Annotated in this window: 12 protein-coding genes; 3 read left to right on the top strand and 9 right to left on the bottom strand. The window is 50.1% G+C overall.

The genetic code is table 11. From position 1 onward, the window contains the following. From Q0323_RS06790 to Q0323_RS06780, 3 genes are read left to right on the top strand one after another with little or no spacing between them, the layout of a single operon-like run. On the top strand, positions 1–993 hold the full coding sequence (locus Q0323_RS06790) for a polyprenyl synthetase family protein (protein WP_298052856.1): 993 nt from the start codon (positions 1–3) through the stop codon (positions 991–993). Next, positions 993–2,456, top strand: a complete 1,464-nt coding sequence (gene hemA / locus Q0323_RS06785; RefSeq protein ID WP_298052855.1) for a glutamyl-tRNA reductase — start codon at positions 993–995, stop codon at positions 2,454–2,456. The genes Q0323_RS06790 and hemA overlap by 1 nt, the downstream gene beginning before the upstream one ends. Beyond that, positions 2,446–4,164 (top strand): proline--tRNA ligase, encoded by a 1,719-nt coding sequence (locus Q0323_RS06780; RefSeq protein ID WP_298052853.1) that lies wholly within the window; start codon positions 2,446–2,448, stop codon positions 4,162–4,164. The genes hemA and Q0323_RS06780 overlap by 11 nt, the downstream gene beginning before the upstream one ends. A gap of 554 nt (positions 4,165–4,718) precedes the next feature. Here the strand turns inward: Q0323_RS06780 and Q0323_RS06775 are convergent. The 9 genes from Q0323_RS06775 to Q0323_RS06735 all read right to left on the bottom strand — a co-directional run bounded on the left by Q0323_RS06775 (position 4,719) and on the right by Q0323_RS06735 (position 12,652). Continuing rightward, positions 4,719–4,916, bottom strand: coding sequence for a hypothetical protein (locus tag Q0323_RS06775; RefSeq protein ID WP_298052850.1), 198 nt, complete (start codon positions 4,914–4,916; stop codon positions 4,719–4,721). A gap of 68 nt (positions 4,917–4,984) precedes the next feature. Continuing rightward, positions 4,985–5,257 (bottom strand): hypothetical protein, encoded by a 273-nt coding sequence (locus Q0323_RS06770; RefSeq protein ID WP_298052847.1) that lies wholly within the window; start codon positions 5,255–5,257, stop codon positions 4,985–4,987. A gap of 324 nt (positions 5,258–5,581) precedes the next feature. Next, a complete protein-coding gene (locus Q0323_RS06765; RefSeq protein ID WP_298052844.1) occupies positions 5,582–5,986 on the bottom strand; it encodes a hypothetical protein in 405 nt (134 codons plus the stop codon). A 634-nt stretch (positions 5,987–6,620) separates the two neighbouring features. After that, the gene (locus Q0323_RS06760) at positions 6,621–7,199 is read right to left on the bottom strand and encodes an NAD(P)H-dependent oxidoreductase (protein ID WP_298052841.1); all 579 of its coding nucleotides are present in this window, start codon (positions 7,197–7,199) and stop codon (positions 6,621–6,623) included. 137 nt (positions 7,200–7,336) lie between these two features. After that, a complete protein-coding gene (locus Q0323_RS06755) occupies positions 7,337–7,954 on the bottom strand; it encodes a Type 1 glutamine amidotransferase-like domain-containing protein (RefSeq protein WP_298052839.1) in 618 nt (205 codons plus the stop codon). Positions 7,955–8,340: 386 nt separating this feature from the next. Further along, positions 8,341–9,291, bottom strand: coding sequence for a UDP-3-O-(3-hydroxymyristoyl)glucosamine N-acyltransferase (lpxD, locus tag Q0323_RS06750; protein WP_298022856.1), 951 nt, complete (start codon positions 9,289–9,291; stop codon positions 8,341–8,343). 31 nt (positions 9,292–9,322) lie between these two features. Further along, positions 9,323–9,793 (bottom strand): acetolactate synthase small subunit, encoded by a 471-nt coding sequence (gene ilvN / locus Q0323_RS06745; protein WP_297882007.1) that lies wholly within the window; start codon positions 9,791–9,793, stop codon positions 9,323–9,325. Positions 9,794–9,795: 2 nt separating this feature from the next. Beyond that, complete coding sequence (locus Q0323_RS06740) at positions 9,796–11,490, bottom strand: acetolactate synthase large subunit (RefSeq protein WP_298052836.1); 1,695 nt, start codon at positions 11,488–11,490, stop codon at positions 9,796–9,798. Between the two features lie 442 nt (positions 11,491–11,932). After that, entirely contained in the window at positions 11,933–12,652 is a 720-nt protein-coding gene (locus Q0323_RS06735; RefSeq protein ID WP_298052834.1) for a helix-hairpin-helix domain-containing protein, read from the bottom strand. Positions 12,653–12,654: the final 2 nt, after the last annotated feature.

Below are 12,654 nucleotides of genomic sequence, written 5' to 3'. Positions count from 1 at the left end.
ATGCTAGATCAAATTGATTTAATTATGAAAAGCTTCATCGCAGACTGCGGCTACGAGCCCGCTAACGAGATGTTTGACAGGCTAAGCCCCGGCAAAAAACTGCGCTCCAAGCTGCTGCTAAACATCGCGCAAAAAGATGAAAAATCGCTGCGTCTGTGCGCGATCATCGAGCTCATTCAAGCTGCGAGCCTGCTGCACGACGACGTCATCGACGAAAGCTCGGTGCGCCGCGGCAAACCCTCGATCAACGCCACTTACGGCTCCAAAAACGCCGTGATGCTGGGCGACATACTCTATTCCAAGGCATACTTCGAGCTTTCTAAATTTGAAAGCCGCATCGCCGCCGCGCTTTCGGGCGCTGTCACGAAACTAGCCGTGGGCGAGCTGATGGACGTGAGCTTAAGCAATGATTTTAACGACGATGCGAGCAAATATCTGCAGATGATCTATCTAAAAACCTCCGCTTTGATCGAAGAAGTCGCGCGCTGCGGGGCGTTTTTAAAATTCGGCGGCGCGGAAAATCGCGGCGAAATTTCAGATATTAACGGCGCAAAAAACGAGGACAGGAATCCGAAAGCCGCGAAAGATCATGATAAAATTTCAAGCGCGAGCGCAAAATTCGGCGAATACGGCAAAAACCTTGGGCTTGCCTTTCAGATCATCGACGATATTTTAGACGTGACGCAAAGCTCAGAAGCGCTCGGCAAGCCGAGCTTGAGCGATTTTGCAGAGGGTAAAACCACCCTGCCCTACATCTATTTATACGAAAATTTAGATGATTCCGGACGGCAAAAGCTAAAATCGTTTTTTAAAAAACAGCTACGCGAGAGTGAAATTTCATGGATAAAAGCAAAATTTAGCGAGCACGGCATCATCGAGCGCTGTATAAACGAAGCTCGCGCCTACGGGCAGAAGGCGCTCGAAGCAGTAGTGGAATTTAAAAACGACAAGCTGGAGCAAATCGTGCGAGATATGATAGATAGGGAGTTTTGATGGCGTATATGAGCGTGAGCTTCACCCATAAAAACACGGACATCACGGTTCGCGAGAAACTTTCGTTTTCAAACGACGTGCGCAAGAAAGAAATTTTGCGCCTTTTGGCTTCAAACTCCGCAATAGAGGAGTGCTTGGTGCTAAGCACCTGCAACCGCGTAGAAATTTTTACCGCGGTGGACGACTTCAAAGCGGCTAGCAAATTCGTGCTTTTAGCGCTTTCACGCGTAAGCGGCGTGAGCTACGACGAGCTAGCCGAGCGCGCCGATATTTACGAGGATTACGGCGCAATACACCACCTTTTCGCCGTCGCAGCATCTCTTGATAGCCTCGTAGTGGGCGAGACGCAGATCGTAGGCCAGCTCAAAGACGCCTTTAAATTTGCCAAACAAAACGCCCACGCGGGCGCGCAGATCGCAAGAGCGATAGACGAAGCGCTAAAATGCGCGGCGCGTATCCGCAACCAGACCGAAATTTCAAAAAATCCGATCTCGGTCTCAAGCGTCGCCGTGGCGATGGCAAAGGAAAAGTTAGGCTCCTTGCATGGCGTAAACGCCGTGGTAGTGGGCGCGGGGGAGATGAGCGAGCTAGCGTGTAAACACCTGCTCGCAAGCGGCGCGAATATTACAATTCTAAATCGAAATTTAGCCGGCGCGCGAAGGCTAGCGGATTCTTTGATCAGCGCGGAGTCCGGCGCAAATTCGGAAAATAGTGCGGATTTAAATCGCGCGGATGTTAATCTAAATAACGCAAGCGCGAAGTGTGGCGTAAATTTAGACGCCGGCGCAGCTTTAAACTGCGCGGAAGCAGACTCAAACGGCGGCGCGAGCAGCTGCGCGGCTCGCATCAAGACCGACGCGTTGGATAATCTGAAAAAATATCTAAACTCTGCGAGCTTGTTTTTCAGCGCCACGGGCTCGCAAGAGCCGATCATTACCGATAGCTTGCTTGAGCCCAAAAGCTTTAAGCGATATTTTTTCGATATCGCCGTGCCGCGCGACGTGGAGCTTAGCCAGAGCGAGGATATTGAAGTTTACAGCGTCGATGATCTGGAGGAAATCGTAAAGAAAAATTTGCTGCTTCGCGAGGAGCAGGCGCAGATCGCTTACTCGATCGTGGCAAAATTCACGAACGAGTTTTTCAAATGGCTCAAGGCGGCTGCATCCACGCCGATCATCAAGGCTTTGCGCCAAAGCGCGAAACAAGTAGCTGAGCTGGAGCTAGCCAAGGCGCTTAAAAAGGGCTATCTAAAACACAGCGATGCGGAAGAAGCGCGCAAACTGATCCATCAGGTTTTTAAAGCGTTTCTGCACGCTCCGACGGTAAATTTAAAAAACCTTGGCGAAGCGGACGATGAGGGCGGCACGGTAAACGCGCTGGTCGAAATTTTTGAACTGCAAGAAAACTACGAAAAATTTTTAAATCAAGAAAACGAGAAAAAGGACAGACAGAATGAAATTTAGCAAGCTTTTCGCTCCGAGCCTAAAAGAGGCCCCTAGAGACGCGGTACTACCTAGCCACGCGCTTTTGATCCGCGCGGGATTTATCGAGCAGCTGGGCAGCGGGCTTTATAATTTTTTGCCGCTAGGAAAGATAGTGCTGGAGCGGATCTGCGCCGTCATCAGGCAGGAGATGGACGCTGCGGGCGCGCAGGAGGTATCTTTTAGCGTCGTGACGTCCGCGGATGCGTGGAAAAAAAGCGGTCGCTACGCCAAATACGGCAAGGAGCTGCTGCGCTTCAAAGACCGCAAGGATAACGACTTCGTGCTAAGCCCAACTAACGAGGAGGCAGCGGTTTTGATGGTAGCGGATAAGATTACGAGTTATAAGCAGCTGCCGCTAAATATCTATCAGATCAATACGAAATTCCGCGACGAGGCGCGCCCTCGCTTCGGGCTTCTGCGCGGACGCGAATTTATAATGAAAGATGGCTATAGCTTCCACGCAGACGCTGCGGATATGAAGCGTGAGTTTGAGGTGATGAGGCAGGCGTACTCGCGGATCTTTACGCGACTTGGGTTAAATTTCCGTGCGGTCGATGCGGACAGCGGCGCGATCGGCGGCAGCGGCAGCAAGGAGTTTATGGTACTAGCGAACAACGGCGAAGACGATATCATCGTGTGCAAGCGCTGCGAGTATGCCGCAAATATCGAGGCTGCGCGCCGTACTCCCAAAACCACGAACGCCGCCGCGCCCGAAACCGACGGTATGATGAAATTTAAAACCCCCGCGATGAAAACTATCGACGCAGTGGCGGAATTTTTCAAAGTGGATAAATTCTATACAATCAAAGCGGTGATCAAAAAAGCGCTATACGAGGATCGCAGCGAGATCGTAGCGTTTTTTATCCGCGGCTGCGACGAGCTGCAAGAGACCAAGGCGCAAAACGCCTGCGGCGCGCTGGAGCTAGTCGATGCTAGCGAGGAGGAGATCGCACGAGCTGGCTTTACGGCGGGCTTTTGCGGACCTTTCGGGCTCGGCGAGGGAGTGAAATTTTACATCGACGCCGAGCTAAAAGGAGCGCGCGAGATGATCGCGGGCGCAAACGAGCCGGATTACCACTACGTGGGCGCTAGCGTGATAAATTTTAACGAATCGCGCTTTGCGGATCTCGCGGCCGTGGGCGAAGGCGACGCGTGTCCGTGCTGCGGCGGCGAGCTTAGCATCACAAAAGGCATCGAAGTGGGCCATATCTTTCAGCTCGGCACGCGCTATTCCGAGCCGATGGGGGCGCGATTTTTGGATGCAAACGGCAAGGCTCGTGCGTTTTACATGGGCTGCTACGGCATCGGCGCAAGCCGACTCATAGCCGTGGCGATCGAAAGCAGCCATGACGAGCGAGGCTGCATCTGGCCGCGCGAGCTGGCGCCTTTCGAGCTTGAGATCATCATCTCAAATCACAAAGACGCAGCTGCGGTAGAATTTGCCGAGAAACTGTACGAGCAGTGCCGCGCACTGGGCGTTCGCGTACTGCTAGACGATCGCGCGGAGCGTTTCGGCGTGAAGATGAACGACTTCGAGCTGATGGGCTTTCCGTACGCAGTGCTCGTGGGCAAAGCTCTAGCGGAAGGAAGCGTCGAGTTCATCACCCGTGCAGACCTAAAGCGGCAGAGCGTAAGCGCGGATGAAATTTTAAAGCTTATCGAGAAAAAATTAGCCGAGAAAAATTAGAAAGCACGTGAAATTTAGCCCTAAATTTGGGCTAAATTTTGCCGCCATATTTGAAAATTTGCGAGCTGATTTTGCTACGCGGCGCGGCGTGAAATTTTATAAATTTACCGCGCATGACGTCGAAGTAAAACTTAGGCGCAACGATAAAATTTACGCTTAAGCCGCACTACCATTTCATTACAGTTAAATTTTAAAGTATGAGTTTGCGACTAAGATTACATCGACAGCCAAACCGCCGTCTCAAGGCAAGTAAATTTAAAGCGCCACCTTTGACCGCGCAAGTAAAAAAGCAAAAAGCGCATTTTTTTGTCGCTCCCCACAAGAGTTGCCAAAAACAAAATTCTGTGATAAAACTCTGATTTCTACCCGCCGTTTTTCAAAATAATTTTAAAAAGTAAAATTTAAACCTCGATTTCACTTTTCCTATTTCGCTATTTAAATTAAGATTTAAATTTCGCGGCGCAGCGGACGCGTAAATTTAATCGGCGCGCAAAAGCCGATCCGAAATTTTACCCGGTCAAAATTTTGCTTAAATTTATTCGGCGGCGGCGATTTTAAATTTTATTCGTAGATTTTTCGTAGTAGCCCCATTTGGCGCGATATTTTCTCCTCGCTATCCGAGTCAAAACGATCTGAATGATCAAAAGCGCAAGCGCACCGCCGCCCCATTTCAAATATGTGATTCTATAGGAATCGGATATGGTATCGTAATAAAACCTGGCTGCAAAAGCATAATCGTATTTTAAAACCATTTGCCCGTCTTTAAGGGCGATCTGCCGTGCAAGGTCGGTATCGCCCCCGATCCTTTGGTACCAAATTTTTACGTCCTTATCGTATATCGCGGTCTTGTATCCGTATTCTCGGCACCGAAAACATCTAAAGAAAAACGCCTCTGTTTAAACGCGCTATCCACTAAATTTAACCTATAGTAACTAGCCCCTCTGCTCTTATTTGTTTGCACATATATAACGCGCCCCTCTATGGTCTGCAAATCTTCTGGGCTAGACGGTAGCACCGCGGTGTAGGACATATACAGCGCCGCGCCCGCGCCAAGGATAAAAAACAGCAGCACGCATCTTAAAAGCGTATTCATCTGATTAAAGCTAGCGATCTTTTTTCATCGTATTTTGTATCAAAAAACATCAAACCTCTTTTGTTTAAATTTTATTTCGGCGCTTTATCCTGGCGCGCCGTAGCAGCATAAAAACAAAGCTGCGTCGCTATAAGCTATCGCGATCTTTAAATCCGCACTTCTGCAACTAATACGGCTCGGTTTTTCCGGCGCCGTGCGCGATACAAGGCGCCGCTTCTGCCAAAATTTAGCTTGGATTTTCATTCATTTTCATTCGACGAAGAGTAAATTTGAAAGCTAAATTTAAAAAGCGCGCGAAAGAAATATTTCTCTTTTTAAATTCCACTAAAATTTCATCCAAAATGCGGCAAGCTCGTATCCGTGGGGCTCGCCCAACCCGATCAAGCTTTCAAACGCAAGCGTGACGCCGCTGCTTAAGTCTAGCTTCAAACCCTCATCCGTTGCGCGCTCGCGATACTCGATCCGCTCACGATTTAAAGCGCCTTTCACTGCCGCAAGATCGATGGGGGCAGGACAGCCCGATAATATCCAAGGCTCGATTTCGATTTGCCGCGCCCTTGCGCCGCCGAAATCAAGAGGCTCACTTCTGAAATGATCCGAAAAGATCATAAAAATTTCGTCCCGAAAAAAGTGAAACTCAAAGGCGCCGTATCTTAAAATTTCAGCCCCCGCGCTCTTAAAGCTCGCATCCGCAGGGCCAAACATCGAGGCGATCTGCGCGCAGCTCAAGCCGCTTTTTACGTCAGCAAACTCGCCCTAGCGAAAAAACTCAAGCATATCGATTTTTAGCATCTCTTCCCCTGTAAATACACATCGCGCCTCTTAAAGCCACTAGCAGCACTGAACGGCACGCTAATAGTTACACGAGCCAGCCATCGCACTCATCCATGCTTAGGCACTCGCTGACATGGCACTAACGAGCAACGGCAAGCCAGACGCATACATCACATAAAAGTGCGCCGCGTAAAATTTTATCTCGCGCCGAGCTAAAATACAGCGCATTTGCAAAATTTAAAACGATCGCAAAATGCCACGTCGTTTCGCAAGTTTTATTTCGCACAGACTTAAAAGCTGCGACAGCCGTATGAAATTTTATATAGTGACTGCATAAATCGCGCGCCGCAAGACTTCAAATTTCACACCTCCTTCACATCACGCAGTGTCAATCAGCCGAGCAAAGCTCGAATCTCGCGATTTACGAAAACCTCGCGCGTCGCGAGCCACACTCGAACAAGTACTGCTTGGCATTATTTTAAAATTTCACAAGCGCCGTAATATCCGGCTTAAGAAGCGATTTTATAATCCGTTTTAGCCCATCTGGCGCTGTACTACGAGCAGATAAACTCGTTTGAGGCCGTCAAGGCTAGCCGAAAACCCTTTTTAGATGCGCTTCGTAATCTCTCATAAAACGCTCTACGTCCGGGTTTTTAACGACGTCGTTACACATAAAAGTAGGCAGCCTTTTCGTGCCTAAAAACTCATTTGCCTTATGAAAATGCAGATAAACGCCGTCCACGCCCACGCCCTCGAAAAAATCGCCCGGCTTCTCAAACGCCTGAAGCGGCGCATTCCAAGTGACGCTTAGCATGTGCGATTTGCCCTTTATCAGTCCACCCGTGCCGTAGCCGTCGTTTGGGCTTGCGCTGTGCCGTCCGTCGTTTGCCACTATCTTGCCTATGCCGCCCATAAACACCTCGTCCATGTATTTTTTGACTAGCCAAGGCTCGCCCATCCACCACGCGGGCATCTGCCAGATCACGGCATCCATCCATAGAAATTTCTCTACCTCGCCCTCTAGGTCGTAGCCCTCATGTATCGTAGTTTCGCGCGTTTCGTGCCCTAGGGCTTCCAGCGTATTTTTGGCTAGCTCGTGCAAGGTTTTGCTTAGCTTGCCGCCATTGCCGTTAAACGGCGCCCCACCGTTAATAAGTAGTATTTTCATTTTGATCCTTTGATTAAATTTATTCGTTAGCGGCTTGCCGCACCTAAGCTCAAATTCCACCTCGCAGCCCTATGCGAAAATATAAGCGTAAATTTTACGAAGCGTTTAATTACTAAATTTTACTTTTACGCCGCAGTTTACCGTCCTAAAATTTTAAATTTATCGCCGTGCACCGCGATCGCTTCGGCGTTATTTATCGGCGCCAATTTTAACTTGCCGCCGTAAGCTTTTAAAATTTCAGCCGTGCTTTGCACGAAGGGCTCCTCGCCGTAGTGTACTACTGGATAGAATTTAACAAGATCTAGCCCAGTTTGCGCCGCAGCTTCGTAGTCGCCCCCATCGTCCATCATGACTGCGTACTCCACGCTGGGTGCGGCGATCATCGCGCCAGCCGACTCGCCCACGTACACGAGCTCGCCGCTTCGGACGCGATCTGCGATGAGGCTAGCAAGACCTTTCTTTTTAAGCTCGCGCAAAAGATAAAAGGTGTTGCCGCCGCTTACGTAAAGCACCTGCGCCGCGCCGATCTTCGCCTTCGCTTCGGCCTCGCTCGCTTTGGAAACGTCTAAAATTTGAAGCGTAAAGCCCATTTTAGAAAACGCCTCTTTCGCCTCGTCCACGTAGTCCCGGTACTCCTCTACGTTTGCGGCGGTCGGGATAAAAAGCACCTCCTTGGTGCGGATATTTTGTTCGGCAAAATCCTCAAAAAGCGTCGCCGCGCCCGCAAAATAGGAGCATAAAAACATCTCTATCATCGTTTTTCCTTTAATTAAATTTTCACTGATTTAAAAGCGCTCGTAAAGCTCGGCCGCAATGACTGCTAACAAACGCAGCTCAAACTAGCAGAGCAAATTCTACCGCACCCGCGAAGCAAGCACACGACAAAGAATGGCGCGGGCAGAATTTCGCCGATAAAAGGGCAAAATTTACCGCCACAGCGATTACAAAATACATCAAAGCACAAACGGCAACGCAAACCACTCCACAATCACCAACTGCCTGGCGATCTCAAACTTCACTGAAACGACGCGAACCGATTAAATCAAGCTGTCTAGAGGAGTCGATCAGAGCGAACGATCAAAACGATCAAATCAAGCCGATCGACCGAACCAATCAAGGCAAGTCAGCCAAGGCAAAACGGCTAGTGCTTTTTATCTTTAAAAAATCTAACGATCTTAGCCTGCAGCTTAAACCACTCGCTAAGCTCCATTATAGGATGCCCTGCGTAGTTTTTGCCGCCCGCCAGATCCTTACTTATGCCACCGCGCGCCGCGATCTGAGCGAAATCACCTACGCTTACGTGCCCGCCGCTGCCGCTCTGTCCGCCCATCACGACGTTGCGCCCGAGCGTCGTCGAGCCCGCAAGCCCAACTTGAGAGACGATGAGGCAGTTTTGCCCGAGCTCGCAGTTGTGCCCAATCTGAACGAGATTGTCGATCTTGCTGCCGCGTTTAACGATCGTCGAGCCGAATACCGCGCGATCGATCGTCGTGCACGCGCCGATCTCAACCTCGTCTTGCAGCACGACGTTGCCATTGTGATAAATTTTAACGTGCTCGCCCGTTTTGGTGTGCGCGTAGCCGAAGCCGTCGCTTCCGATAACGGCGTTTGCGTGGATTATGCAGCGCTCGCCGATGATCGCGTCGTTGTAGATGACGGCGTTTGCGTGGATCACGCAGCCGCTTCCGATATGCACGTCATCGCCGATATACGCGCCGCTTGAAATGACGCAATCCTCGCCGATCGTGGAATTTACGCCGATATGCACGTTCTGCCCGATCTGCGCGCTAGCGGCGATCTTTGCGGGCGTGCCGCTGCGAATGAGCGGCTTGGCAAAATGCGCGCTTAAGATCGCAAAGGCTAGATGCGGGTTTTCGCACTCCAACGCTCGCACGCCGTTTGGAACCGCAGTGCCGCACTTTACCAGCACGGCGGCTGCTTTGGTGGCGGATAAAAATTTCTCGTTTTTGTCGCTATCGCAGTAGCTCAGCTCGCTTTGCCTTGCGTTTTGAAGCGAATTTATCGCGGTAATCTCCGCGTCCGCTCCGCTAAGCTCTATATTTAAAATTTCAGCAATTTTAGATAATTTCATTTGCGCTCCTTTGATTAAATTTTATCGCCGCTTACATATCCAGCGCGACGCTGCCGCCGCGGACGACGTCGATCGGATTGTATTTTTTTATCGTCTTTAAAAATCCGTCGATGCGGTCTGCGTCGTCGCACGCCATGATGACGATCTTGCTGTCGTCGCTGTTTGCGATGCTGCCGTTGTAGGCTTTTAAAACGGCATCAAGCCCCGCTAAATTTTCGCCCAGCGCGATCTTTACCAAAACCATCTCCTTTTCGACAAATTTTGCATCATCGATGACCTTGTAGACGGGGATCAGCTTATGAAGCTGCTTAGTGATCTGCTCTATGACGCGCTCATCGCCCGAAGTGACGATGCTAAGGCGCGATAGGCCGGTATTTGGGATCGGTGCAACGGTAAGGCTGTCGATATTATAGCCGCGCCCCGCAAAAAGCCCCGAGATTCGCGACAAAACGCCGTGCTCATCGGTAACGACGACCGATATTACTCTTCTTATGCTATTCATCCTTACGACTCCTGCTCAAAAATCATATTATAAAGCGCGCCGCCTGCGGGCACCATCGGCCAGACGTTTTCGAAGCGATCGATCTTAGCCTCGATGACGCTTACTTTCTTGCTCGCAAGAGCCTGCTTCAGCGCGTCTTCAAATTCCGCTTTAGTGCTAACGCTAAAGCCTACGCCGCCGAAGCCCTCCGCAATTTTCACAAAATCGGGCTGCGAGCTAAGATCGGTCGATGAGAAACGCTGCCCGTAAAACAGGCTCTGCCACTGCCGCACCATGCCTAAGAAATTGTTGTTTAATACGATATTTACGACGTTTAGACCGCTCGCGCTCGCAGTCATCAGCTCTTGGATATTCATCAAAATCGAGCCGTCGCCGCTGAAATTTATAACCGGTCTATCTCCCGCATAGGCCTTCGCGCCCAATGCCGCGGGCAGGCCGTATCCCATCGTGCCCTGCCCGCCGCTACTTAGCAGCGTGCGCGGCTTGCAAAACGGATAAAACTGCGCGACCCACATCTGATGCTGCCCCACGTCCGTAGCGATGATAGCGTCCTCGCCCGCGATTTTTGCGGTACTTTGTATAACCCACTGCGGCTTTAAAATTTCATCGCTGTCGTTAAATTTAAGCGGGTGAATTTCATCGTATTTGCGGATGAGCTCCCGCCACTGCTCGAAATTTTGAGGGTTGACCTCGTTTTTAATGCGAGGCAGCATCTCCTCTAGCACCGATTTCACGTCGCCCACGATCGGATAATCCGCATTTATAATCTTTGAGATCGAGCTAGGATCGATATCGACGTGGATGATCTTTGCGTTTTTGCCGAATTCACTTAGCTTTCCGGTGACGCGATCGTCAAATCTCGCGCCCAAGCAGATTATCAGATCCGACTCGCTAAGCGCCATATTTGCGGCGTAGCTGCCATGCATACCGACCATACCGAGGCGGTTTTTATCATCGCTTCGCATAGCCCCCAGCGCCATAAGGGTTTCAACGACCGGGATCTGCGCAAACTCGCTAAGCTCGCGCACCAGCTCGCTTGCGCCGGCACTGATGACGCCGCCGCCGATGTAGAGGATAGGCTTTTTGCAGCTTGCGATTAACTCGACGGTTTTTTTGATCTGCCCTCCATTGCCCTTATAATTCGGCTTGTAAGTTTGCATCTTGATTTCGCTAGGATATTCAAAAATGCCAAGCTTCGCCGTTACGTCTTTGGGAATATCAACGTGCACGGGTCCAGGTCTGCCGCTACGAGCGATGTAAAAAGCCTCTTTTAAAATTCTAGGCAGCTCTTCTATCGTTTTAACTAGATAGTTGTGCTTGACGCAGGGGCGTGAAATTCCGATCGCATCGATCTCCTGAAAGGCGTCGGTGCCAATAAGCGAGGTCGCCACCTGCCCACTAATAAGCACGATCGGGATGCTGTCGCTATACGCCGTAGCAAGCCCCGTAAGCGCGTTAGTAAAACCCGGTCCGCTTGTAACGACTGCCACGCCGACCTTGCCGCTAGCGCGCGCATATCCGTCCGCAGCCATCGCTGCGGCTTGCTCGTGGCGCACCAAAATGTGTCTGAAGTATTTTTGTTTGTAAATTTCATCATAAATATTCAGCGCCGCGCCGCCCGGGTAGCCGAAAACCACCTCGACCCCCTCCTGCCGCAACGCCTCCACGATCATCTGCGATCCGCTAATTTCTTTCATACGCCCATCCTGTTTCGTTGGAATAATTTTGTGATTATATTATTTTGTAAATTAAATTTCACGAATTTTAGGCGCTAAATCGGGTCGAATTTAAAATTTAATAGTAGCAAGACGGGGGCAAAATTTTGGAATTTAGCAAGAGTAGAAAAGGCGAATTTAAAATTTATAATGCGGCTGGATTTTCATATTTAAAATTTTAAGGCGCGAGGTTTTATCATGACAAAACGCGGTGCATCGGTTTTAACGTAAAATTTTGGCTTGAAATTTTACCACGCGAGGCTAGATTAAATTTACAAAATTCTTTGAAATTTTATCGTAGCGCAGAGCAACTCCTGTGTAAATTTTAAATTCTACGTTACGAAATTTTAAAATTTAGCCGTAAATTTAGGGCGGGCGGAATCTCGATTTAAAATCCTAAAATTCCGCCCGCATAAATTAAATTTTAAAACCCTCTATCTACCTGCACGCCTACGCCCACGCTAGCGCAGTTACCGCTTTGCGGATCGCAGTCGCCGAAGCTTGTGACGCTACTGGATCTTTTCGAGCGGATCGTTCCCATATGCATAGGCACCGGCATGTTACGGCGCGAGCTTCCGCCGATTTCGCTATCGCTCATACTATTAGAACTTCTCCTGCGAGAATAATCATCGCGCGGAGGTGGCGGTGGAGGTGGCGGTTTTATACCTCCGTGCGGAGGTGGTGGCATACCGCCAGGAGGCGGAGGAGGAGGCGGCATCATGTCGCCGTGCCTACCATATCCTCGCGGAGGAGGTGGCGGTAAAGTGCCGGTCTCTGTGATCGTGATGCCATTGCCGTAATTTTCAACGCGTTTGTAAGTAGAGCCTCCGTAAACCGTGCGGGTGCGGGTCTTTTCGACCACGACTATATCGCGCTCAGGCTGCACCGGCTGCTGCACGTTAGCTCTAGGCGATATTTCAAAGCTCTTCTGCAGTTTAGCGGTATCGTAACTTGCAAAGCCGTTGATGCCCTTTAGCTCATCTGCACTTGAAATTTCGCGCTTTTGGCGGTATTGCATAAGCATATCCGCCCTACCCGCATCAAGTCCGCCGATCGTCATCAGCTCGTAGCGACTAGCTTCGTTTATGTTGATTTTCGCCGCGGCGAGGCTCACTAAAAGAGCCAAAATCACTAAATTTTTCATGT

Source organism: uncultured Campylobacter sp., from assembly GCF_938030145.1.
GTDB lineage: Bacteria > Campylobacterota > Campylobacteria > Campylobacterales > Campylobacteraceae > Campylobacter_B.
Note: the sequence above shows the minus strand (reverse complement) of the source record. Positions and strands in the feature narration are given on the sequence as shown.

What these genes read in the sequence shown, in the direction of transcription:
- Q0323_RS06760 (WP_298052841.1), bottom strand. Translation starts at nt 7,199, where the DNA reads ATGAAAATACTACTTATTAACGGTGGGGCGCCGTTTAACGGCAATGGC.
- Q0323_RS06740 (WP_298052836.1), bottom strand. Translation starts at nt 11,490, where the DNA reads ATGAAAGAAATTAGCGGATCGCAGATGATCGTGGAGGCGTTGCGGCAG.
- Q0323_RS06780 (WP_298052853.1), top strand. Translation starts at nt 2,446, where the DNA reads ATGAAATTTAGCAAGCTTTTCGCTCCGAGCCTAAAAGAGGCCCCTAGA.
- ilvN (WP_297882007.1), bottom strand. Translation starts at nt 9,793, where the DNA reads ATGAATAGCATAAGAAGAGTAATATCGGTCGTCGTTACCGATGAGCAC.
- Q0323_RS06790 (WP_298052856.1), top strand. Translation starts at nt 1, where the DNA reads ATGCTAGATCAAATTGATTTAATTATGAAAAGCTTCATCGCAGACTGC.
- hemA (WP_298052855.1), top strand. Translation starts at nt 993, where the DNA reads ATGGCGTATATGAGCGTGAGCTTCACCCATAAAAACACGGACATCACG.
- lpxD (WP_298022856.1), bottom strand. Translation starts at nt 9,291, where the DNA reads ATGAAATTATCTAAAATTGCTGAAATTTTAAATATAGAGCTTAGCGGA.
- Q0323_RS06735 (WP_298052834.1), bottom strand. Translation starts at nt 12,652, where the DNA reads ATGAAAAATTTAGTGATTTTGGCTCTTTTAGTGAGCCTCGCCGCGGCG.
- Q0323_RS06770 (WP_298052847.1), bottom strand. Translation starts at nt 5,257, where the DNA reads ATGAATACGCTTTTAAGATGCGTGCTGCTGTTTTTTATCCTTGGCGCG.
- Q0323_RS06775 (WP_298052850.1), bottom strand. Translation starts at nt 4,916, where the DNA reads ATGGTTTTAAAATACGATTATGCTTTTGCAGCCAGGTTTTATTACGAT.
- Q0323_RS06755 (WP_298052839.1), bottom strand. Translation starts at nt 7,954, where the DNA reads ATGATAGAGATGTTTTTATGCTCCTATTTTGCGGGCGCGGCGACGCTT.